Annotated in this window: 16 protein-coding genes; 6 read left to right on the top strand and 10 right to left on the bottom strand. The window is 65.7% G+C overall.

Annotated elements, in window-relative coordinates; translation table 11 throughout:
* The first annotated feature begins 61 nt into the window (after nucleotides 1-61).
* The 5 genes from ppk1 to lpxH all read left to right on the top strand — a co-directional run bounded on the left by ppk1 (nucleotide 62) and on the right by lpxH (nucleotide 6,915).
* Entirely contained in the window at nucleotides 62-2,164 is a 2,103-nt protein-coding gene (ppk1, locus tag ACDH77_RS05010) for a polyphosphate kinase 1 (protein WP_008571427.1), read from the top strand.
* 177 nt (nucleotides 2,165-2,341) lie between these two features.
* Nucleotides 2,342-3,862, top strand: a complete 1,521-nt coding sequence (gene ppx / locus ACDH77_RS05005) for an exopolyphosphatase (protein WP_031421318.1) — start codon at nucleotides 2,342-2,344, stop codon at nucleotides 3,860-3,862.
* A 134-nt stretch (nucleotides 3,863-3,996) separates the two neighbouring features.
* The gene (locus ACDH77_RS05000; RefSeq protein ID WP_029818789.1) at nucleotides 3,997-5,133 is read left to right on the top strand and encodes a glycosyltransferase family 4 protein; all 1,137 of its coding nucleotides are present in this window, start codon (nucleotides 3,997-3,999) and stop codon (nucleotides 5,131-5,133) included.
* Nucleotides 5,114-5,656 carry a phosphatase PAP2 family protein gene (locus ACDH77_RS04995; protein ID WP_008571423.1) on the top strand — a complete coding sequence of 181 codons (543 nt, stop codon included), beginning with the start codon at nucleotides 5,114-5,116 and terminating at the stop codon, nucleotides 5,654-5,656. The genes ACDH77_RS05000 and ACDH77_RS04995 overlap by 20 nt, the downstream gene beginning before the upstream one ends.
* A 515-nt stretch (nucleotides 5,657-6,171) precedes the next feature.
* On the top strand, nucleotides 6,172-6,915 hold the full coding sequence (gene lpxH, locus ACDH77_RS04990; protein ID WP_008571623.1) for a UDP-2,3-diacylglucosamine diphosphatase: 744 nt from the start codon (nucleotides 6,172-6,174) through the stop codon (nucleotides 6,913-6,915).
* A 182-nt stretch (nucleotides 6,916-7,097) separates the two neighbouring features.
* Here lpxH and ACDH77_RS04985 read toward each other — a convergent pair whose 3' ends face one another.
* From ACDH77_RS04985 to ACDH77_RS04940, 10 genes are all read right to left on the bottom strand, one after another.
* Nucleotides 7,098-7,517, bottom strand: coding sequence for a hypothetical protein (locus ACDH77_RS04985; RefSeq protein WP_008571624.1), 420 nt, complete (start codon nucleotides 7,515-7,517; stop codon nucleotides 7,098-7,100).
* A gap of 134 nt (nucleotides 7,518-7,651) precedes the next feature.
* A complete protein-coding gene (locus tag ACDH77_RS04980) occupies nucleotides 7,652-8,905 on the bottom strand; it encodes a zinc-dependent metalloprotease (protein ID WP_008571625.1) in 1,254 nt (417 codons plus the stop codon).
* 565 nt (nucleotides 8,906-9,470) lie between these two features.
* The gene (locus ACDH77_RS04975; RefSeq protein ID WP_014089506.1) at nucleotides 9,471-10,316 is read right to left on the bottom strand and encodes a ferritin-like domain-containing protein; all 846 of its coding nucleotides are present in this window, start codon (nucleotides 10,314-10,316) and stop codon (nucleotides 9,471-9,473) included.
* Nucleotides 10,317-10,490: 174 nt separating this feature from the next.
* Nucleotides 10,491-11,957 (bottom strand): amidophosphoribosyltransferase, encoded by a 1,467-nt coding sequence (gene purF / locus ACDH77_RS04970; RefSeq protein WP_008571628.1) that lies wholly within the window; start codon nucleotides 11,955-11,957, stop codon nucleotides 10,491-10,493.
* A gap of 30 nt (nucleotides 11,958-11,987) precedes the next feature.
* On the bottom strand, nucleotides 11,988-12,734 hold the full coding sequence (locus tag ACDH77_RS04965; RefSeq protein WP_372353751.1) for a CvpA family protein: 747 nt from the start codon (nucleotides 12,732-12,734) through the stop codon (nucleotides 11,988-11,990).
* 213 nt (nucleotides 12,735-12,947) lie between these two features.
* Nucleotides 12,948-14,015 (bottom strand): SPOR domain-containing protein, encoded by a 1,068-nt coding sequence (locus tag ACDH77_RS04960; RefSeq protein ID WP_372353750.1) that lies wholly within the window; start codon nucleotides 14,013-14,015, stop codon nucleotides 12,948-12,950.
* 67 nt (nucleotides 14,016-14,082) lie between these two features.
* Nucleotides 14,083-15,381 carry a bifunctional tetrahydrofolate synthase/dihydrofolate synthase gene (gene folC, locus ACDH77_RS04955; RefSeq protein WP_071118834.1) on the bottom strand — a complete coding sequence of 433 codons (1,299 nt, stop codon included), beginning with the start codon at nucleotides 15,379-15,381 and terminating at the stop codon, nucleotides 14,083-14,085.
* Nucleotides 15,382-15,709: 328 nt separating this feature from the next.
* The gene (locus tag ACDH77_RS04950) at nucleotides 15,710-16,354 is read right to left on the bottom strand and encodes a histidine phosphatase family protein (protein ID WP_031421310.1); all 645 of its coding nucleotides are present in this window, start codon (nucleotides 16,352-16,354) and stop codon (nucleotides 15,710-15,712) included.
* Between the two features lie 84 nt (nucleotides 16,355-16,438).
* Nucleotides 16,439-18,523: a S46 family peptidase gene (locus ACDH77_RS04945; protein ID WP_372353887.1), complete on the bottom strand. Its 2,085-nt coding sequence runs from the start codon at nucleotides 18,521-18,523 to the stop codon at nucleotides 16,439-16,441.
* 237 nt (nucleotides 18,524-18,760) lie between these two features.
* The gene (locus tag ACDH77_RS04940) at nucleotides 18,761-20,848 is read right to left on the bottom strand and encodes a phosphocholine-specific phospholipase C (RefSeq protein ID WP_218488777.1); all 2,088 of its coding nucleotides are present in this window, start codon (nucleotides 20,846-20,848) and stop codon (nucleotides 18,761-18,763) included.
* A gap of 106 nt (nucleotides 20,849-20,954) precedes the next feature.
* Between ACDH77_RS04940 and ACDH77_RS04935 the strand changes: the two genes are divergently transcribed.
* Nucleotides 20,955-23,378, top strand: coding sequence for a TonB-dependent receptor (locus ACDH77_RS04935; RefSeq protein WP_218488778.1), 2,424 nt, complete (start codon nucleotides 20,955-20,957; stop codon nucleotides 23,376-23,378).
* The last annotated feature ends 97 nt before the right edge of the window (nucleotides 23,379-23,475 follow it).

Genomic DNA, 23,475 nt, shown 5'->3' with positions numbered 1-23,475 from the left:
GCCGCATTGCCTGCGTTGCGCGCCCCAGGCAATTACACAACCCGTCTTGACGATCGATTCCATGGGCCACGCCAAAGAACTGCACGACATCACACCCGGCGACGACATCGCCACCGATCCGTTGCGTGATCCGGCGCTGTACATCAACCGCGAGCTGTCGCAACTGGACTTCAACTTCCGGGTGCTGGCGCAGGCGCTCGACGAGCAGGTGCCATTGCTGGAACGGCTGCGCTTCCTGTGCATCTCGTGCACCAACCTGGACGAGTTCTTCGAAATCCGCGCGGCCACGGTGCGGCACGCACAGGAGTTCGGGCTGCCGCCGGCACCGGATGGGCTGAGCCCGACCGCCATCCTCAACGCCGTGCACGATCGCGCCGCAAAATTGGTCGAGCAGCAATACCACGCGTGGAACGAGGTGCTGCGGCCGGCGATGGAAGACGCAGGCGTTGCCGTACTCAGCCGCTCGGCATGGACGGCGCGGCAGAAACGCTGGCTGCGTGCGTATTTCCGCAACGAGATCATGCCGGTGCTGTCGCCGCTGGGCCTGGACCCGGCGCACCCGTTCCCGAAGATCCTCAACAAGACCTTGAACATCGTGGTGGTGCTGGAAGGCCAGGACGCGTTCGGTCGCGCCGGGCATCTGGCCATCGTGCGCGCACCACGTTCGCTGCCGCGCATCATCCAGCTGCCGGCCAGCCTGTCGCCGGAGGGCACGCAGAGCTTCGTGTTCCTGTCGTCGGTGTTGTCCGAATTCGTCGACGAGCTGTTCCCGGGCATGCAGGTGATGGGCTCATACCAGTTCCGCGTCACCCGCAATTCCGAACTGGTGGTGGACGAGGAAGAAGTCGAAAACCTGGCACTGGCGCTGCGCGATGAACTGGTCACGCGCGGCTACCGTCCGGCGGTGCGGCTGGAGATCGCGCACGATTGCCCGGCGCCGATCCTGCGCACCTTGTTGCAGAATTTCGGCCTGAACGAGAACGCGGTGTACCGCATCACCGGGCCGGTCAACCTGAGCCGCGTCACCCAGGTCTATGACCTGGTGCAGCGCCCCGAACTCAAGTATCCCTCGTTCAATCCGCGCACCTTGCGCGACAGCGAGGGCATCTTCGAGATCGTCAAAAAAGGCGATGTATTGCTGCATCACCCCTTCGATGCGTTTACCGCGGTGCTGGATGTCATCCGCCAGGCCGCGGTCGACCCGAACGTGCTGGCGATCAAGCAGACGCTGTACCGCACCGGCAAGGATTCGTTGATTGTCGATGCGCTGATTCTGGCCGCGCGCAACGGCAAGGACGTCACGGTGGTGGTGGAGTTGCGTGCGCGCTTCGATGAAGAAGCCAACCTGGGCCTGGCCGACAAACTGCAGGAAGCCGGCGTGCAGGTGGTCTACGGCGTGGTCGGCTTCAAGACCCACGCCAAGATGCTGCTGATCGTGCGCCGCGAGGGCCGCAAGCTCAAACGCTACGTGCACCTGGGCACCGGCAATTACCACAGCGGCACCGCGCGCCTGTATACCGACATCAGCCTGATCACCGCCGATGCCGAGATCGGCAACGACGTGCACATGCTGTTCCAGCAGTTGTCCGGACTTGCGCCGCGCATGAAGCTGGACCAGTTGCTGCAGTCGCCGTTTACGCTGCATGCGGGCGTATTGAAGCGAATCGATCGCGAGACACGGCTGGCCCGCAAGGGTCGCCCGGGCCGCATCATCGCCAAGATGAACGCCCTCAACGAACCGCAGGTGGTGCGTGCGTTGTACATGGCCTCGCAGGCAGGGGTGCAGATCGATCTGATCGTGCGCGGGGCCTGCACGCTGCGCCCCGGGGTGCCAGGCGTGTCCGACAACATCCGCGTGCGTTCGATCGTGGGCCGCTTTCTGGAACATAGCCGCGTGTACTGGTTCGGCAACGACGGGGCCGCCGAGTTGTACTGCGCCAGTGCCGACTGGCTGGAACGCAATCTGCTGCGGCGGGTGGAGACCTGCTTCCCGATCCTGGAACCGGACCTGGCCAAGCGCATCTACCGCGAAGTGCTGCAGAACTATCTGGACGACAACGTCAGCGCCTGGGAGCTGGACGCCGAGGGCGTGTACCACAAGCGCACGCCCGCTCCGGGCGAGCCGGCGCATTCGGCGCAGATGACCTTGCTCGAGCGGATCTGAGCGCGCACTGCCGCACGCCAGGTGCAAGCCGCTTGCGCAGGCATGCGGCATGCCCATCACGGCGATTGACCGCCCGCTTGCCGCGCTTGCGAATGCAGATCTGGTGCGCCTGCCGCTGGGCGCACGCATGGCCTCTCACGTGGCCAACAGCCCATCGGCTACCATGCGGCCATGCCAATGCCCTCCCCCACGATTCCGCCCCTGCGCGATGGCGATTTTCTTGCCGCCATCGACCTAGGCTCCAACAGTTTCCACATGGTCATTGCGCGCTACCTGATGGGTCAGCTGCGCGTCGTCGATCGCCTGCGCGAGACCGTGCGCATGGCCGATGGCCTGGATGGCAAAGGTGGGCTCTCCAATGAAGCGCGACAGCGCGCACTGGAATGCCTGGCGCGGTTCGGCCAGCGCATTCGCGACGTGCCTTCGCTGCGCGTGCGTGCGCTGGCGACCAACACGGTGCGTCAGCTGCGTTCGCCACAGGCGTTTTTGATGCCGGCCGAAACCGCGCTGGGCCATGCGATCGAAGTGGTCAGCGGGCGCGAGGAAGCGCGCCTGATCTATCTTGGTGTTGCGCATGCGCAACCGCCCAAGCCCGACCAACGCCGGCTGGTGATCGACATCGGCGGCGGCTCGACCGAGTTCATCATCGGCCGCGGGTTTCAGACACTGGAACGCGAAAGTCTGCAGGCCGGATGCATTGCCAGCACGCGGCGGTTTTTCCCCGGCGGCAAATTATCCAAGAAGAAATGGAAGGACGCGCTGACCGAGATCGGCGCCGAGTTCCAGCAATTTGCCGGCCAGTACAAGGCACTGGGCTGGCATGAGGCGATCGGCTCGTCCGGCACGCACAAGGCCATCGGCGAGATGTGCGCGGCGATGAAGCTGACCAAGGGCGCGATCACCGCGCAGGCGCTGCCGGCGCTGCGCGAGGAGTTACTCAAGGCCAAGCGCATCGAAGACATCCAGCTGCCCGGCCTGGCGGCCGAACGGCGGCCGATCATCGCCGGTGGCATCCTGGTGCTGGAGGCTGCGTTCCAGGCGCTGGGGCTGGAGAAACTGATGGTCAGCAAGGCGGCGATGCGCGAAGGCATCCTGTACGACATGCTTGGCCGCGGCGGCGAGAACGACCCGCGCGACAGTTCGGTGACCTCGCTGATGCAGCGCTACGGCATCGACGAAGTACAGGCGCAGCGCGTGGAAGCGACCGCCTGCCGCCTGTTCGACCAGGTCTGCGAATCCTGGCAACTGGATGGCGACGATGCGCAGGTGCTGCGCCGCGCCGCGCGCCTGCACGAGCTGGGGCTGATCATCGCGCACAGCCAGTACCACGTGCACGGCAGCTACATCCTGGAACATTCGGATATCGCGGGTTTTTCGCGACAGGAACAGCAGGTGCTGGCGGCGCTGGTACGCACGCACCGGCGCAATGTGCCCAAGACCGCCTTCGATGCGCTGCCCGACCGCCTGCTGCTGCCAACCCGACGCAAGGCTGCGCTGCTGCGACTGGCGGTGTTGCTGCACCGCGCGCATGAGTCCGACCCGATTCCGACCCTGGAACTCACCGCCGAAGACGCCCGGCTGTCGTTGATCCTGTCGCAAAGCTGGATCGACTCGCGCCCGCTGCTGCGCGCCGACCTGATCGGCGAAGTCGACAGCATGGCCGGGCTGGGAATTGCGTTCAAACCGTTTGTGACCTGAGGCCTGCGGCCTCAGGCGGTGCGATTCCCGATTCCCGATTCTCCATTCCCGTCACACCTGTCACCGCCACGTCTTACTAGCGCAACATCAATGCCATCGCACTCCCGGAAGCTAGTCAAAACGGGAGAACGGGCATGCGCTACGCGATCGTTACCGAAACCTATCCCCCCGAGGTCAACGGTGTTGCGTTGACCGTGCATGGTCTGGAAACCGGTCTGCGCACGCGCGGACACCAGGTGGATGTGGTGCGGCCACGCCAGAGCGCCGATACCGCCCCGACCGATGCGCTCCTGGTGCGTGGCGCCTCGTTGCCGCGCTACCCGGGATTGAAATTCGGCCTGCCGGCGACGCAACGCCTCGTCCGCCATTGGCGCAGCACGCAGCCGGACGCGATCTATGTGGCCACGGAAGGCCCCCTGGGCTGGTCGGCAATGCGCGCAGCCCGCCGGCTCGGCATCCCGGTCGCCACCGGCTTCCACACCCGCTTCGACGAATACCTGCCCGACTACGGCGCTGCCTGGCTGCAGGGCACCGCGTTGCGCTGGATGCGGCGCTTCCACAACCAGGCCGATGCCACCCTGGTGCCCACGCGCGAGCTGCAGCAGTTCCTGCGCAACGATGGCTTTGAGCGTGTGCAATTGCTGGCGCGGGCAGTGGATAGCCAGCAATTCGATCCGAGCCGTCGCGATTTCGCATTGCGCGCCGATTGGGGCATCGAAGGCGAAGGCTTTGCCGCCATCTATGTGGGGCGCATCGCCAGCGAAAAGAATCTGCCGTTGGCCGTACGCGCCTTTCGCAAACTGCAGCAGATCCGCCCGAAGGCACGCTTCGTCTGGGTGGGCGATGGCCCGGCGCGCGAGAAGCTTGCGCACGACAATCCGGACTTCATCTTCTGCGGTGTCCAGCGTGGCGATGCATTGGCCCGTCACTTCGCCAGCGGCGATCTGTTCCTGTTTCCCAGCCGCAGCGAAACCTTCGGCAACGTGACGCTGGAGGCGATGGCCAGCGGCGTGGCGACGGTCGCTTTCGATTACGGCGCGGCCCGCGAATATCTGCGCAACGGCCATACCGGCGCGGCGGTGGACACCGACGAGGCCTTTATCCAGGCCGCCGTCGCGCTCACCGAAAACGACGCCCTGCGCCAGCGCATGGGCACGGCGGCGGCGCAGGCGATGAAGAAACTGCATCCGGACAATGTGGTCTGCGACTTCGAAGCCTTGTTGCTGGGGATCAGCGCTGCACGGGGGCGTTATGTCGTCAACGCGGCTTGAGGTGTTGCGCGGTCATGAAGCGCGCTGGTGCCGACGCGCCAATCTGTGGTGCCGACGCCACCCGGTACGGCGCGTCTTCGCCACCATCAGCCGCCTGGGCGACGGCGTGTTCTGGTACGCCTTGATGGGGTTGCTGGTGGTGCTCGACGGCATGGACGGTGTACGTGCATCGGCGCACATGGCTGCCACCGGCGTGCTTGCATTGACGCTCTACAAGGCGCTCAAACGCTGGACCCGGCGTCCGCGGCCATATGCGGCGGACGTGCGTATTCGCGCATGGGTGGCACCGCTGGACGAGTTCAGCTTTCCCTCCGGCCATACCTTGCACGCGGTGTCCTTCAGCATCGTGGCGCTGGCCTATTACCCCTGGCTGGCCCCCTTGCTGGTGCCGTTTTCGGCCGGCGTGGCGCTCTCGCGGGTGGTGCTGGGGCTGCATTATCCCAGCGACGTGCTGGCCGCCACGCTGATCGGCGTGCTGCTGGCCAGCCTGTCGCTGTGGGGCTTGCCGGTGGTGTTGGGATAAGCGCTAGGGGTTGCGTGATGGCGGCTCGCTGACAGGTAAGCGTAACGGCAAACGGACAGGTACCAAGACGCTGCCCAGTCAGCAACAAGGCCTCTTCGCCTCATCTTTCTCCCTTCGGGACATTGTCCTCCTTTATGAGGGCGAAGGGCCGATGAGGGTACGTGCGAAGCCTCATGCACTCGCCGTCGATGGGTGTTTTCGCTAAAGCCGAAAAGAGCCCCAGCGCAGCAATTGCGACTCCAGCGCGTGGCTTTGCCCCGTACCCTCACCCCCCACCCCTCTCTCGCAGGGAGAGGGGATCTTGCGCTGACGGTACGCGGTGAACTGACGGCAGGTTGCCCACCCACGCGCATGTCGCACGGCGCGTGCGACCCGCAGGATGTCTGAATGGCGATCGCCAGCCTGCGGCGTCGTTGCAAGTTGGCACACCAATCGCTGCGAAGCTGCAATGCTTCTGCGATTCCCGATTCCCGATTCCCGATTCCCGCCCCGCTCTACCGCCGTACAATGGCGCAATGACGACCCTGTTCATTTCCGACCTGCATCTGGATCCGGCCCGGCCGGCAATCACCGAGTTGTTTCTGGAGTTCCTGCGCACGCAGGTTCCCGGCAGCGACGCGCTCTACATCCTGGGCGATCTGTTCGAAGCCTGGATCGGCGACGACACCCCATCCACCGCCGCCGATGCAGTGGCGGTGGCCCTGCATGCAGTGGCAGATTCCGGGGTGCCGGTGTTCTTCATGGCAGGCAACCGCGACTTCCTGGTAGGCGAAACCTATGCGCAGCGCGCGGGCTTCCGGATCCTGCCCGACCCCACCGTCATCGATCTGTACGGGCACACCACGCTGCTGATGCACGGCGATTTGCTGTGCACCGACGACACGGCCTATCAGGCATTCCGCGCGCAGACGCGCGACCCGGTGTTCCAGGCGCAGTTCCTGGCCCAGCCGCTGGCCGCACGCGTCGCGTTCGCGCAGCAGGCGCGCGCTGCCAGCCAGGCGCGGCATGCAGAACTCAAGCAGGGCGACCAGTCGCGCTTCGAAACCGTCACCGATGTCTCGCCGGCCGAAGTGGAAGCCACCTTCGTGCGTTACGGGCTGGATCGGCTGATCCACGGCCACACCCATCGCCCTGCCATCCACACCTTGCAGGCCGGCGGCAACACCTGCACGCGCATCGTGCTGGGCGACTGGTACGAGCAAGGATCGGTCCTGCGCGTGGATGCCGATGGCGTGTCGCTGGAGCAGTTGGCGTTATAGCGCGGCAGATCCACGCGCCTGCCATGGCAGGCGCAGCGACGCGGTGCTGCATTCAAGGCACGCAGCAAGATCGAAAGCGCGCCTGATGCCACAGACACGCGGCGACGCAACGATGGATCGGCAGCGCTTGCCGATTGAGGCACGCCGCATCGTCGGGCGTGCCAATCAATGACCGCACCTCATCACTGCAGGCTTCGCGCACGCTCGGCGTAGTCGACGAAATCGGCATTCACCACGTCGTACCACAGCAGCGTGCCATCGGCCTGTACGCGGAAACGGTCGCGTACCGGGCTGGTCTGCGGGTCGCCGGGGCAGCCGTCGCCATGGCGTTCGCGCACCGCAAAATCGAACGTGTCCGGCGCAGGCGCATCGCCGTCCTCGGCCATGATGCTGATGCAGTTATCCGGGTACACCTTGTCGCCCTGCAAGCGGCTTTCGAGCGCCTGCAGTGCGCGGGCCTGCGCGTCGCCGCCGGGGGGTGGCGCCGGTGCGCTCACGGCAGGTTTGGGTTGCGTGGCGACAGGGTCGGCCGGTTGCTGCTTGCATCCGGCAACCGTCAGCGCGGCCAGGAACACAAGCGCATGACGCAGAGACGTGGACATGAGGGCTCCGCTCGACAGGACAAGGCCGGCAGTCACCGGCGGTGCGCCTAGTCTGCGCGATCCATGCGCGCGGGTGTAGCCAAAACGCCCGGCACTTGCGGTGCCGGGCCGGGCTTGGATCGGTCAACAACCGCTCAACGGAAGGCCGCAATCGTGGCCTTGGTATTGACCAGCACGCGTTGGTTGTCGGCGGTGCTGGCATTGCCCATGGGCACGCCGTTGTAGCTGATGTTGGGGTTGGACCAGTAGTTCAGGCGTGGGCAACCGCTGGTGCAGTCGTAGGCCATGATGGTGCGCCAGCTGTTGCCGTAGCGGTAGCCGTGGCCATACGCATACGGGGAGGTGCTCGGGTCGTTGGTGGCGTCGTGGCGTGCGCTTTGCAGATGCCCGATTTCATGAGCGAAGCTGTAGTAGCCGGTGGCGCAATCCCAGTACACCGACGCAAATGCGCTCGCGGCGTTAGAGCCAATACCCGACGCCAGGCCGCAGTAGCTGCTGTTGTCCAGCACGATGACTCCCACATCGGCCGTGTAGGTGTTGCGGCTGGTGTGGATGCTGTCCATATAGCCGTCGTTGGTCACGCGGAAACGCTGCAGGTCGGTCGTGAAGTTGCCGGTCTCGGTGTAGCTGGTGGTCTCGTAGCGCGCCAGCTGCAAGGTGATACCCACGTTGCTGTTGATGTAGCCCTGGTTGGCTTCGGCCACCGCCAGTTGCACCAGCGACTGCATGTTGCCGCCGTAAGCGGTCACGGCCTTGTTGGTGGCCACCACGAGCACGCGAATGGTGGCCGGGCTACCTGATGAGGCAGCAGCGGCAGTCACGCGTCCGTCGCCGGGCATGTCGAACTTCGGCAGCAGGCTGTATTCGGCCGGATGCTCCTGCGGCATGCGCTGCTCATCCACCTGCACCAGCACGTGGCGGCCATCGGCCAGCGGACGCAGGCGATAGAGCTTGCCGGCGTAGCGAATCGTGCCGGTCACGGTGTCGCCGCTGCGCACCAAGATGGCCGAGTTCAGCGGGTCCACGCCCGAGAGCGTGCGTGCGCGGGTGCCGGCACGCGGCCCGAGGTTGCCGTACCAGACGCTGTCGCCACCCTCCAGGGCATCGACCTTGGCCTGGGTGGCGGTGATGGTCTGGCCATCCAGCTGTAGCTCCAGCAATTTTTCCGAGGCGGTTACCGCGCCGGCATCGAGCTGAACCACCTGCGCGTTGGCAGTGGACGGGGCGCTCAACAGGCGTTGCAGCGAAGGTTCGGCTGCAGCGGTGGCGGCGGCACTGCGGCTCAGCGCAGGGCCGGTTTGATACAACGGCTTGCCGGCAGCGGCGGCCGAGCCGGCCAGGCACATGGCAATCAGACCGACCGTGGTGCACATCGACTTCGACTTCATCGTCTTTCTCTCCTAAGACATGAAAGTTACGGATGTGAAACACCGGGCCCCTGTCCCCGGGACGCCATTAGGGCGCGTGGCACTGCACAGAATGCAAGTTGTTGCAACGGAAAATTATGTTTCTGTGATGTTTACCAATCCCTGGATGCGATTCCAGCAGCTGTCGAACGGGAACCAGCGCACAGTCGTACTGAAAGCGCGCGCGTTGAAGGCGTGCGTCAAACGAGCACAAGCGGTCTTCACGGACAATACGGTGATCCTGCGTCGCCCTACGGATCGATGCACATGGACCCGATTGCGTCCGCCCCGCGATTGGCTTCGTCGATCCTCGCCTGTGTCGTGGACACCGCGCCGCGTCGGCGTCGGTGCAGATGGCGAGTGACGCCAGGTCGTCATGCATGGCATCGCGTGCATCGATGCCCGCCTCATCGGCCATGACGTGAAGGTGCGCTCCAAGCTGTGGCGCGTGACGCGGCGTGTGTGGCGTCATCGGAATCCGCGCACGCATGCGTCAGGTAGATTCACAGGTCACGAACGCAGATTCGCGGCTCCCGTGCAGGCACGCTCAGCCAGCCTGCTCCACCAGGTCGGCCAGCTCGTCCTCGTCGAAACCGGCAAGCAGGCGCGCCTGCAGATTGAACGGCCCATGCAGATACCCGCCAGCGTATTCGCGCAGCAGCGCCTTGAAGCGTGCGCGCGGTTCGACACCGGCCTGCTCGCAATACCACCGGTACCAACGCGAGCCGGCGGCCACGTGCGCCACCTCTTCGCGCAGGATGGTTTCGAGCACCTCGGCAGTGGCAGCGTCGCCGAGCGAACGGAGTTTGACGATCATCGCCGGTGTCACGTCCAGGCCGCGCGCTTCGAGCACGCGCGGCACCAGGGCCATGCGCGCCAGGCCGTCGTGTGCAGTCTTCTCGCACATTTCCCACAGCCCGTTATGCGCGGCGAAATCGCCGTAGTCGTGGTCGTGCGCCTGCAATCGTGCGCGCAGCAGCATGAAGTGGCGCGATTCATCGTCGGCGACCGCGACCCAATCGGCATAGAACGCCGCGGGAAGCCCGCGAAAGCGATACACCGCATCCCAGGCCAGATCGATGGCGTTGAGTTCGATGTGCGCAATGGCATGGATAAACGCAGCGCGCCCTTCCGGCGTGCCCAGTCCACGGCGCGGCAAGTGGCGCGGATGCACCAGCAGTGGCGTGGCCGGACGGCCTGGCATACGGATCGGCGCAGGCGCAGGCGCTGCCGGATCGAGCGTCAAGACGCCTTCGCGAAAGGCGGCCGCGTAGTGCTGGGTCAGCGCGACTTTCTGTCGCGGGTCGGCCTGGTCCAGGCACAGGCGCGCAGCGTCGAACAGATCCGCGCTTGCGAACGGATCGCTGCTCACGCCGTTGGCCGCACGGGGCACTGGCGCGCTGCAGAAACGCACTGCGCTTGCACATGTTCGGCCGCAGGTAGCTGCCCGTTGCGCAGGCGCGCTTCATCGAGCGTGTCGATAGCTGCGGTGTTTTGTTTGCCGCACCTCGCCGACCCTCTCCGCACGCCAACCAGCGCGGCCAATCGGCCGCCCTGGTTCGGTGACTCAGGCGCGGCGACGCTTCTTGGCATCGTCCGAGCGCAGCTGCTGGATGCGTTCGAAATACCCCGGCTCGATGCCGGTGATGTATTCGCCGTTGAAGCACGAGGAATCGAACTGCTTGATGTCCGGGTTGCCCTCGCGCACTGCCACTTCCAGGTCTTCCAGATCCTGGTAGATCAGCCAGTCGCAGCCCAGAAACTCCTGGATTTCCAGCTCGCTGCGGCCATGTGCGATGAGCTCTTCGGCCGCCGGCATGTCGATGCCGTAGATGTTGGGGTAACGCACCGGCGGCGCGGCCGAGGCCAGGTACACCTTGCGCGCACCGGCATCGCGCGCCATCTGCACGATCTGCCGGCTGGTGGTGCCGCGCACGATGGAATCGTCCACCAGCAGCACCACACGGTTACGGAATTCCAGATGGATCGGATTGAGCTTGCGGCGCACCGATTTCTGCCGTTCGCCCTGCCCCGGCATGATGAAGGTGCGGCCCACGTAGCGATTCTTGACGAAGCCCTCGCGGTACTTCACGCCGAGCACGTTGGACATCTCCAGCGCCACATCGCGCGAGGTGTCCGGGATCGGAATGATGGTGTCGATGTCATGGTCCGGTCGCAGGCGCAGGATCTTTTCGCCCAGCTTCAGGCCCATGCGCATGCGCGCCTTGTGCACCGAGATGTTGTCGATCATCGAATCGGGGCGCGCGAAATACACGTACTCGAAAATGCACGGCGCGTTGTTGGTCGGCGCGGCGCAGACTTCCGAGAACAGCTCGCCGCGCGCGGTGATCACCAGCGCTTCGCCCGGGCGCACATCGCGCATCCGCTGGTAGCCGAGGATATCCAGCGCTGCCGACTCGGAGGACACGATGTATTCGGTGCCTTCGGCGTGTTCGCGCTTGCCCAGCACCAGCGGGCGGATGCCGTGCGGGTCGCGGAACGCCACCAGGCCCAGGCCCAGCACCACGCTGACCACCGCATAACCGCCCTTGCAACGGCGGTGCACGCCGGCCACCGCGCGGATCGCCGCTTCAGGGGTGAGCATGCGCTGCGCGTCCAGCTCGTAGGCGAACACGTTCAACAGCACTTCGCTGTCCGAATCGGTATTGATGTTGCGGCGGTCGGCTTCGAACACCTGCTGGCGCAAGGCCTCGGTGTTGATCAGGTTGCCGTTGTGCGCCAGCGCGATGCCGTAGGGCGAATTGACGTAGAACGGCTGCGCCTCGTCCATGCCTTCCGAGCCTGCGGTCGGGTAGCGGCAATGGGCGATGCCGACGCGCCCTTCCAGCACCGCCATCTTCTTTTCGTCGAAGACGTCGCGCACCAGGCCGTTGGCCTTCTGCACGCGCAGGCGCGTGCCATCTGCGGTCGCGATGCCCGCGGCGTCCTGCCCACGATGCTGCAGGACGGTCAGGCCGTCATATAGCTGCCCGGCGACGTTCTGGTTGCCGACAATACCGACGATGCCACACATGGTGCGCGTTCTCCGCTTCGGCTTGCGCCGTTACTGTGAAGGTGGCCGTGCCTGGCCTTGGGATTCGACCCGAGCCGGGTCGCTTTCTCCGCCGCGAACCTGCGCCGGATCGATGTTGGCCGGCATCGCCTGCGTCGGATCACGTCCGTCGCCAGCCGTCTTGCCGGGGTTGCCAAGCGCACGGGTGATGGTGTCGCTCAGCCCGGAACCGCCAAGTGCCTTGCCCAGGTCCGTATTATCGCCTGCCGAAGGCAACTTCCCCAACTCCGTGGGCAAGTTGCCGAGTTCCATTGATGGCATCTCCATCGATGGCATTCGCCAGGCCGGCAGTTGTGCCCGCATCCAGCCCGCGCCCGGCTGCAGCATGGGCAGCAGCACCGACTGGCGCCATGCCGGCTCGCGCAGCAGCGGGGTGAAGCCCATCAGCAGCACCAGCACGCTGGCCAGAAACGCACCGCGCACCACGCCCAGGCCGAACCCGAGCATGCGGTCGGTGCCGCCGAGCTTGATCGCATCCACGCCCGCGCGGATCACCATGCCAATCACCGCCACGCTGATCAGCACACCGACGAACACCATGGCGTAGCCGCCGAACGATTCGGTCGCAGACGGGTGCTTGCCATCGGCCAGCCAGCGCGCGGCCGCGCCGCCGAACATGAAGGTGGCCCAGCCGGCCAGCAACCATGACAACGTACCCACCACGATGGCCACAAAGCCGCGCAACAAGCCCAACAGGGCCGACACCAGAATGATGACGCCCAGCACCATGTCGATCATGGGCAACCTCTCCGCGTGGCGCGCGCGCCGTGAATGCAATTGGGCTCGGTCGTCATTGCCCTCCCCTCCATGGGTGCGAGGCGTTGGAAAATCCAGCAGCTGCAGGCGCGCAGTGCAGGCAGTTGGCAGACACGTGACGGTCCGCCGGCAGTGCAGTGTACGAGCGGCTGCCACCTGCGCGGCGGCCGCGTTTGCTTGCGGCCGGCATGGCGGTTACGGATGCGGACGTACCATGCCGGAGATACCGACCTTGGCTGCCAACTGGGCACGCAACTGTTCGGCATCGCTGCGATTGGCGACCGGGCCGACGCGCACGCGGTTCAACGCGCCCTTGTCGGTCCGCACCTGTTCGACGAAGGCACTGAAGCCGGCGGCGCGCACGCGGTCGCGCAAGGCATCGGCATCTTCGGCACGACCGAACGCGCCCAGCTGCACTGCAAACCCGACCGCACTGGCCGCAGGCGCTGCCGGCGCGGTGGCCACCGGCTTGGCGGGCTCAGGCTTGGCGGCAAGCTCGGGCTTGGCGGGGGCGGGCTTGGTGACCTCAGGCTTGGCCGGCACGGGCTTGGCCACCTCGGCCGGCTTGGGCGCGGCGGCCACCGGTTTGGCGGGCTCCGGCGGCAGGCTTTCGGTCTTTGTCGGTGCGGTGGTGCTGGCGGCGGCGACGCTGCTGCCGGGTTTGACGGCAGGCGCAGGCGCCGGTGCGCTGGCGACAGGCGCCGGCGCGGCGGCGTTGGCGTCCAACGTCACCACCTGGGCGTTGACGTCGCTGCGTACCTTCACTGCCTGCAGCCGGGCCGATTCGGCCTGCGCCTGGTCGGCATACGGCCCCACGCGCACGCGCCAGGCGGGGCGGCCGTTGATCTGGGTCTTTTCGCTGAAGCCGGGCAATTGCGCCTGCTTGAGCCGCGCAATCACCGCGTCGGCGTCGGCGCTGGTGGCGTATGCACCAAAATTCACTGCGTAGTTGCCGGCAGCCACTTCCGGAGCCGAGGGCGTGCTGGACGGAGCGGCCAGATCGGCGGCATTGGGGTTGTTCTGCACCGGCGCCGGTGCGCCGGCCATGCCTAGCGCCCCACCGGCCGGCGCATTGCCCGGGGTGACCAGCGGCAATTCGCGGGTTTCGAACTCGCCATTGGCGGGCGCTGCGGGCGCCTCGAGCGGTACATCGGCCACACCGCTCGACGGCGCGGGGCCCTTGACCAGCATCGGCAGGAAGATCACGGCAAGCGCCACCAGAACGATGGCGCCAATCAGTCGCTGTTTCAGAGCAGTATCCACGGAAGAGACGAGAGGCGGCGTGGCGGGGTGCCGCGGCGATTATAAGGCCGGCGCCACCCCGACGACCTCAGCGGGCTGAATGAAGTGCGTCGAGCGCGTCGGCCACGGTGTGAAACGAGCCGAACACCAGCACGCGGTCGCCGGGGCTAGCCGTGTCCAGAACCGCGCGCACTGCACTGGCAACATCGCGATGACACGGCGCCTGCGCGGCGGCACTGCCTTGCAGACGGGCCTGCAATGCCTGCGCCGACTGGCCGCGCGCGCCTTCCAGCCCCGCCAGCGCCCAGTGGTCGATCTGCCCAGCCACTGCCTCCACCACGCCCAGCACATCCTTGTCGACCAATGCGGCGTAGATCGCATAGGTGCGGCCGGCATGCGCCTGCGTACCGAGCGCGGCGGCCAGCGCGCGTGCGGCCTGCGGGTTGTGTCCGACATCCAGCAATACCTGCACGCCGTCGGCCTCAAGCCGCTGCAGTCGCCCGGCCACTTGCGCGTTGCCGATGCCCTGCGCCCAGGCCGCGTCGGGCACTTCCACCGGCAATGCCTGCAACGCGGCGATCGCGGCAGCCGCGTTGGCCAGCTGCACTGGCGCACGCAGTGCCGGCATCGGTAGTTCCAACGTCACTGCCACATCGCGCCAGCGCCAGCGCGGCGCGTCTGGTTGCGGGCTCTCGGCGTGCGGTGTGTCGATCGGCTCGAAGAAATAATCGCTGCCGGCACGGATGGCATTGGCACCCAGCTGGTAGGCGCGACGCAGCACGCTGGACGGCGGGTCGATCTCGCCCAGCACCACCGGCTTCCAGGCGCGGATAATCCCGGCCTTCTCGGCGCCGATGGCCTCGCGGTCCTCGCCCAGCCAGTCGGTGTGGTCGAGATCGACCGTGGTGATCACCGCCACATCCGAATCGACGATGTTGACCGCATCCAGGCGCCCGCCAAGGCCGATTTCCAGCACCGCCAACTCCAGCGCCGACTGCTGAAACAACCACAGCGCCGCCAGCGTACCGAACTCGAAATAGGTCAACGCGGTGTCGCCGCGTGCTGCTTCGACCGCTGCAAACGCGTCGACCAGCTGCGCGTCGCTGGCCTCTTCGCCATCGATGCGCACGCGCTCGTTGTAGCGCAGCAGATGCGGCGATGTGTAGGCCCCCACCTTCCAGCCGGCAGCACGCCCGATCGCCTCGATGAAGGCCACCGTCGAGCCCTTGCCATTGGTCCCACCCACGACGATGACATGCGTGGCCGGCGCGGCAAGCTGCAACCGCGCCGCAACCGCGCGCACACGCTCCAGGCCCATCGCAATGGCACTGGGATGCTGCTGCTCGATATAGGCGAGCCAGGCGGAGAGGGAGTCGGTTGCGTTCATGGGGAGGGCTGCGCAGAGAGGGGCACATTATCGCCATTTGCGCTTGCGCAACGCACGCCACGTCGGTGTTGGATGTATCGCGCGTGCTTGGTTAGTACGACGCAGCTCGGTTGATCGCGCATGGTGCGAACGCCGTCACCAGCGCATCCCAGGACGTTTAGCGATCACCCCAAGACGCAGCCCCGACACGGAGCGTTGACTACGCAACCGCACCGAGGCCTGTTCCACCAACTCACCCAAACCTGCAAGCGTGTATCAACGACGTTCGGCATTTTGGCACCTGCAACGACATGGCGTGTCATTGGTGATCCAGCGTCCTTGCCTCGCCTTACAACGCCCGATGCTTTGCCTCACCAAAGAACGGTGTGTGATGCGCACAGTCGTTGAGGCGCACCACTTCGAGATGCTCCACGTCATCGCCTTCGAGCAGGTTCAGCGTGGTCGGGGCCTGGCGGAAGCTCCATAGCTTGGACAACGGCAGGCCCAGGATCTTGCACAGGATCACGCGATTGACCGCATCGTGCGCAACCACCAGCAAGGTTTCGTGCGCGCCCAGCCCATCGGTGGCACGCACCAGGCCGCGCCAACTGCGATCGAGCACCTGACGCAGCGATTCGCCACCCGGCATCAACACGGTATCGGGCTCTTCGCGCCAGGCGCGCAGACGTGCGGGATCCTTGTCGTTGATCTCGCTGGCCAGCAGGCCCTCCCACTCGCCGTGCGCAATTTCCTGCAGGTCGGCATCGGTCTGCAGCAGCGCTTGACGCGACGCGCCCAGCGCGGCCTTGGCAGTGGCCTGAGCACGCGACAACGGCGATGCCACCGCGCGGTCGATCTGCAGCGTGTGCAGCCGTTCGCCCAATGCGCGCGCCTGGCCTTCGCCAACCGGCGAAAGCGGAATATCGATCTGGCCCTGGTAACGGCCTTCGGCGTTCCACGGCGTCTCGCCGTGACGAGCAAGCAGGATGCGCATGCGCTGGGAGTTCCTTGGGGGAGGGGCCCGCTCGCCGCAGCGAAAACGGGACCGCATGATAACCCCTGCCGCACCGGCGCCGCGTCAGCGCACGCCTAGCTCCTTCAACAGCTGTGGCGCCGGAGCGACCTCGGTCATGATCCAGCGCAGATAGCGGCTGTCCACGGCAATCATGCGGGTCATTGCCGGGTCGAAGATCCAGTTGCTGCTCACCGACTCCCAATTTCCGTCGAATGCCAGGCCGACCAGCTTGCCTTGCGCGTCCATCACCGGCGAACCGGAGTTGCCGCCGGTGATGTCCAGGTCAGACAGGAAATTGACCGGCACCGAGCCCAGGCGTTTGTCCTCCAGCCCGGCGTAGCGCTTGGCCTTGACCGCATCCAGCAGGGCCTTGGGCGAATCGAACGGATCGGCGCCGGTCTCCTTGGCGACCACCCCTTCCAGCGTGGTGAACGGTGTGTAGGCCACGCCATCTTTCGGGGCGTAGCCCTTGACGTTGCCGAAGGTGATGCGCAGCGACAGGTTGGCATCCGGATAGACCGATTCGCCCCGGCTCTTCCTGTAGTCGGCCAGGGCTTGCAGATACACCGGCCGCGCCTTGAGCTGCTCGCCGGTACGCAGTTTGTCCTCGCGCTCGATCTGCAACAGGGCCGGTGTCACCGCCACGGCGTACTGGATCGCCGGGTCGGTGCTGGCTTCGAAGGCGGCCCGGTCGGCGGCGAGCCACGTCAGCCGCGCTTGCGTGCTCCCCAACGCCGTGCCATCGAGCTTGCCCACGGCCGCCTGCACGGCCGCCGCATCGCGACCGCCCAACCACTGGTCCAGCGCGGCGATGCGCTGGTTGGCCTGCAGCTTCAGGTACTGGCTGAGCCAGTACTGCTGCAGCTGACGATCCATGGCCGGCACGTAACGGCGCTCCATCTGCTTCATCGTCGCTTCGATCGACGGCAGGTCGCGGTCCTGGTACCCGGATTCGCGTTGCGCATTGGGCTTGGCACGCTCCAGCGCCAGCCGGTACAGCGTCACCGCGGCACCCACCGTGCCGGTGGAGTCGAACTGGCGCAGCACGAAGTCGCGCTGTTGCGTGGCCTGGGTCTGCTTGAGCAGCTTGACCAAGGTGTCGTGCGCGGCAAGCGCATTACGCCCGCTCGCACCCCGCCCCTTGAGCCAGGCCAGCACGGCCGCTTCGTCGGCCTGCTTGGTGGCCTGCGCATTGATGCGCTTGAAACCTTCAAGTTGCCCGTCGAAGTTCTTGGCGGAGTTATTGAGGCTGGCGACGGTGCTGGCATATTTCACCTGGATGTCGGGATCCTGCTTGCCTGCCTGTTCGATCAGGCCGATCACGTCCTTCAATTGCTGGCCGACCACCGGGTAGGTCCAGCTGGCGGTGTTGTCGAATTCGGCAGCCAGCGCGTAGCGATTGGTGCGGCCCGGATAGCCGGCCACCATCACGAAGTCGCCAGCGCCCAGCGGCTGGTCGGCGAACTTCAGGAAGTGCTTGGGCTGATAGGGCACATTGTCCTTGGCGTAGGCAGCAGGCGTGCCGTCCTTGCCGACATAGGCGCGATAGAACGAGAAATCGCCGGTGTGGCGCGGCCACATCCAGTTGTCGATGTCGCCGCCGAACTTGCCCACGCTGCCGGGCGGTGCATAGACCAGGCGCACATCCTTGATCTCCAGGTTCTTGAACAACCGGTAGGCGTTGCCCCCGGCAAAACTGAAGAACTGGCAGCGGTAACCGGGCTGCGCTTCGCAGGACGCGATCTGTTGCTTGCTGAAATCCTCCAGGGCCAGCGTGCGCTTGAGCGCATCGTCGCCTGCAGTGGCCATCGCTGCCCTTGCCGGTGCCGTGACGTCGGTAATGGCATCAAGCACGTAGATACGCGCACTGGGACCTGCGCTGAGCTCGTCGGGGGGACGTACAGCGTTGAACCCGTCCTTGATCAGGTTCTTTTGCGCGGTGGAGTTGAGCTGGATCGCGCCATAGGCACAGTGGTGGTTGGTGACGACCAGACCCTGCGGCGAGACGAAGCTGGCGGTGCAACCACCCAGGGCGACCACGGCGCCCATCGGATCGCCGGTCAGGTCGGCCAGCTGCTGCGGCGAAAGCCGCAAGCCTGCTTGCTGGAGGGGCCCGGCGATCTCGGGCAGCTGTTGTGGAACCCACATCCCCTCGCCCGCCTGTGCAGACGAAACGACAGCCAGCGTGGCCAGCACGGAAACAGCGAACAGGTTCGGACGCATCGACAGCCCCAAGGGTTATTGTCGTTACAGTGTAACGCCAACGTCTGCTGGCAAACCCACGGCCGATGACAGGATCGGCGCGCGCCCTTTCCCCACGCGCGCACGTGTGCCGCGCAGCAGGCGCCCGCGGTTCGCCTGCAGCTACCGCGGCCGGGCGCCCGCCTAGGCGCGGCCGAACGCGGGGTCGCTGCGGCTGGGCCTGCCGGTTTCCAGATGCCCGGCCAGCCGGCGGCGGAACGCGCTGCCCGGCTGTTCCACCACCAGGTCGTACCAGTGATCGCTGGCGGCAAGCGCCAGGCGAATGGTCTCGCGCTGACCTGCGGCCAGCGGCAAGGTGCGCGCATCTGGGTCCGCGTAGTCCAGCGCACGCAGCTGCACGGTGCAGGCGCGCTGCCCGGCATTGCCGATTTCCAGCACCAAGGCGTCGCCCTCCTGCCGCGCCTCCACCCATGGCGCGGCCGATGGCGCAGAGGCACTTGGCACCTGCCCGGCGAACTCGCGCAAGAAGCCATTCGGCCCGTGCACGCGCAAGGCGTATGCACCCGCGTGCGTGGCCCCGACCGGCGCATCCTCCAGCTGCGTGCCGGGCAGCACCGTGTAATACCAGGGGCCGCCACTGGCCGCGCTGCTGTAGACGTTGAACGCCGCGGCCGCCGCGCCGCTGTTGACGAACTGCAACTGCACGGGGGCGCCCTCCTGCACGCGTGCATGCACCTGCAAGGCATACGGCAATGCGCGCGCTGGCCGTTGCCCCGGTTCCTGCCGCGGCATCGCTGCGGCGGCAGGCACCGACGGTAGCGGTTTGTCGCGCACGGCAGCGGTACGTGCGCGATAGTCCTCGACCGACGGCAATGCGCTCAACGCCGAATCGTCCGGTTTGCGGAAGTCGAACACGCTGGTGAGATCGCCACTGACCGCACGCCGCCATGGGCTGATGTTCGGCTCGGCCACCGCGAAGCGGCGTTCCAGCAGACGCAGGACCGAGGTGTGATCGAACACCTGCGAGTTGACCCAGCCACCACGTGTCCACGGCGAGATCACCAGCATCGGCACGCGAATGCCCAGGCCGATCGGCACGCCATCGTAGACCTCGCCACGCGTGTCGACATTGCTGCGCCCCATGCGTGCGTCCACTGCCGGCAACGGCGCGGGCACGTGATCGAAGAAGCCGTCGTTCTCGTCGTAATTGATGATCAGTGCCGTCTTGGCCCACACCTCGGGATTGGCGGTGAGCGCATCGATCAGACGCGCCACCAGCGACTCGCCATAGGCAGGCGGCGCTTCGGGATGTTCGCAGTACGCGGTGGGCGGGATGACCCACGACACCTGCGGCAGGCGATTGGCCTGCACATCGGCAGCGATCGCGGCGACCAGATGCTCGGCCTGGGTGGTGGCGGCATTGTCCGCGGTGGACCCGGGCACGCACGCACGTGCACGCCGGTACCGTTCGTCGTCGGTGCGTAGATCGCGATAGTGCGAGAAGTATGCCAGCGAGTTGCAGCCGAAGTTGTCGTATTCCTGATACACGCGCCAGTCCACGCCGGCAGCCTGCAAACGCTGCGCGTACGTGGTCCACTGCAGTGCAGCGTAGCCGGGCTTGTCGCGCGCCATGTCGGCGGTCCAGTTGCCATCGTCGGCATTGGTCACCGCCTGCGCGCCGACGTTGCCCACGCTTGGGCCGCTGGTACCGGTGAACAGATACATGCGATTGGGATTGGTCGGCCCGTGCAGCGAGCAGTAATAGCCGTCGCAGATGGTGAACGCGTCGGCCAGCGCGTGGTAGTACGGGATGTCGTGACGCTGGAAGTATCCCATCGTCAATTCCCCCTTGTACGGCACCCACGCATCGTATTCGGCCCAGCGTGCCGGGTCCTGCCCGTGACCGGCCTTCCAGGAATGATCCAGGCTCTTGATCAAGGGCGCGCAGGTATTTTGCGAATCGAACGCGAACGGCAGCAAGCGTCGTCCATCGGACGTGGGTTGACTCCATACCGGATGGCCATCGCGCAGTTGCAGCGCGCGCGGATCGCCAAAGCCACGCACGCCACGTAGCGCGCCGAAATAATGATCGAACGAGCGGTTTTCCTGCATCAGGATCACCACATGTTCGAGATCGCGCAACGTGCCGGTCCGCGCGTTGGCCGGCAGCGCGAGCGCACGGCCGATCGAAGACGGCAAGGCGCCGGCAGCAGTGAGCGCAGCGACGCGCTTGAGGAAATCGCGACGCGAAGAGGAAGAGGAAGAGGTCATGGCGGCAGAACCTGCAAAAAATGGTGCTTTTTTCACCGCGCAGCGCGGTTGGACACGACACGTATAGCGGGCGAGCGCGACAGTTTTGCGACAGCGATCGTCATCAATGTTTCATGAGCCGTTGACACCCTGCGTCGCGAAACGCCGGCTTTGCACCGTGCGTCCGCCCTCAGCCGTGGCCGAACAGGACTCCCCCATGACTTCCGCTCGTCGCTTTCATGTCACACCGCTGGCGCTTGCCCTGGCAACGCTGCTTCCCGTCGTTTCGCAGGCCGCGTCGCCGGCTGAGCCGGTTGCCGTTGCTCCGGCAGCGGAGGCAGCGACACCTGTGGCCGACGCCGCCAATGCAACGCAACTGGATGCAATCAATGTGGTGTCGCAAGGCAGCACGCGCCAGGTGCAACGCATCAGCCAGCAGGACATCGAGCAGCTGACGCCCGGCAGCAGCGCATTCAAGGCAGTGGAAAAACTGCCTGGCGTGCAGTTCCAGTCCGCCGATCCATTCGGCACCTACGAATGGTCCACGCAGGTGACCCTGCATGGCTTCGACCAAAGCCGCCTGGGTTACACGCTCGACGGCATTCCACTGGGCAACATGAGCTATGGCGTGACCAATGGCCTGCACATTACGCGCGCCATCATTTCGGAAAACCTCGGTTCGGTGGAAATTGCGCAAGGCGCCGGTGCACTAGGCACTGCGTCCAACACCAATCTCGGCGGCACCATGCAGTTCTACTCGGCCGACCCGCAGACCACGCCTGGCGCACGGTCGGTGCAGACAGTGGGCAGCGATGCAACGCGCCGCACCTTCGTGCGCGCCGACACCGGCGATCGCGATGGGTTGTCGGCGTATCTGTCGTATGCCAATGCCAGCACCGACAAATGGAAGGGCTATGGCGATCAGACATCCGAACAGGCCAATCTCAAGACGGTGTACCAGTGGGGCGACGGCAACCGCCTGAGCCTGTTCGTCGATACCTCGCGGCGCAAGGAATACGACTACATGGATCTGTCGTTGACCAGCCAGCGCGCGCTCGGCTGGGACTACGATTACCTGCAACCGGATTGGGCCACTGCCGTGCAGATGGCGCGCGCCTACCAGAACACCGGGGCCACCAGCGGCGTGGCCAACGGCTACCCGCAATCGCTTGCCGGTCTGCCCAGCGACTACAGCTGGCTCGACGCCAGCTATTACGCCGGCGGCGGACTGCGTCGCGACAACCTGGCGGGCTTGTCGGGCACGTTTGTCTTCGGCGGTGCCACGCTCGATGCCAGCGGCTATTACCACGGCAATCGTGGCGAAGGCCAATGGGTGACACCGTATGTGCCCACCTCCGCGCAGATGCCGCTGTCGATGCGCACCACCGACTACGGCCTCGATCGCTTCGGCGGGACCAGCGCACTGAAATGGTCGTGGGGCAATCACGATCTGGAAGTGGGCGCATGGGCAGAAAACGCGCGCACCACGCAGGGCCGCAATTACTTCGCGCTTGGTAACGAAGGTTACACCTCGCTGTACAACGTATACGAGGCACAGACCCCGTTCCGTCGCGACTTCCTGCAGCGCTACACCACCCAGACCCGCATGCTGTATCTACAGGACACCGTGCGCTTGCTCGACGACCGTCTGACCCTCAACTACGGCGCAAAGGCGCTCAGCACCACCACGCGCGCACAATCGCTGGTGCCGACCACCGCACTGGCGCAAGGCCGCATTCGCGCCGAAGATAATTTCCTGCCGCAAGTGGGCATCAACTACAAGCTCGACGAACGCCAAGACCTGTACGCGTCCTACAGCAAGAACATCGCGGCGTTCGGCTTCACCCCGTTCGCCACCTCGCAGGCGGCGTTCGACCGCAGCCGCTCCACGCTGGAACCGGAACAATCGCAGACCGTGCAGGTGGGTTACCGCGTGCAGGATGCGCAGTTCCAGCTCTCGGCCGACGCCTATTTCACCAAGTTCTCCAACCGCCTGCTGACCACCTCGCCGTGCACCGCGGTGCAGACCTGCGCCTCGATCCTGAGCAACGTCGGTGCGGTGCACAGCGCCGGCGCGGATCTGGCACTGATGTGGCGCCCGACCGAAGGAGTGAGCTGGTTGAACTCGTTGTCGTGGAATCGCTCGCGTTACCAGGACGATTACCTCAACAACGGCGTGGTCGCCACCTCCGGCAAGGACGTGGTGGGCATCCCGGCGTTGATGTTCTCTTCCAGCGCCAGCTACCAGATCGGCAACCTGCGCCTGGATCTGGACGGCAAGTACGTGGACAAGCGCTACATCACCTTCCTCAACGATTCGCAGGTGCCGTCCTACTGGCTGTTCAATGCCGGGGCACGTTACGACTTCGGCCGTGTCGGCGGGGTGGCCGATGTGGCGCTGGCGCTCAACATCAGCAATCTCACCGACAAGCGCTACTTCGCCAGCACCGGCACCAACGGCTATGTCGCCTCCGATCCGGATGGCTACAACCAGACCATGGTGGTCGGCGCACCGCGGCAGTACTTCATGAGCCTGGATGTGAAGTTCTAGGCGCGGCTGACAAGCATTGGAGCGGTGCTGGCGCCGATGACGCACGCCTGCCGTTTGGCCAACGCGCTAGCCCTGGCAGGCGGCGGCAGGTCTGGAG

This window comes from Xanthomonas axonopodis pv. maculifoliigardeniae, assembly GCF_041519315.1.
GTDB classification, from domain to species: domain Bacteria; phylum Pseudomonadota; class Gammaproteobacteria; order Xanthomonadales; family Xanthomonadaceae; genus Xanthomonas; species Xanthomonas euvesicatoria.
The sequence above is the reverse complement of the archived record's forward strand: the minus strand, read 5'-3'. Positions and strand labels throughout refer to the sequence as shown.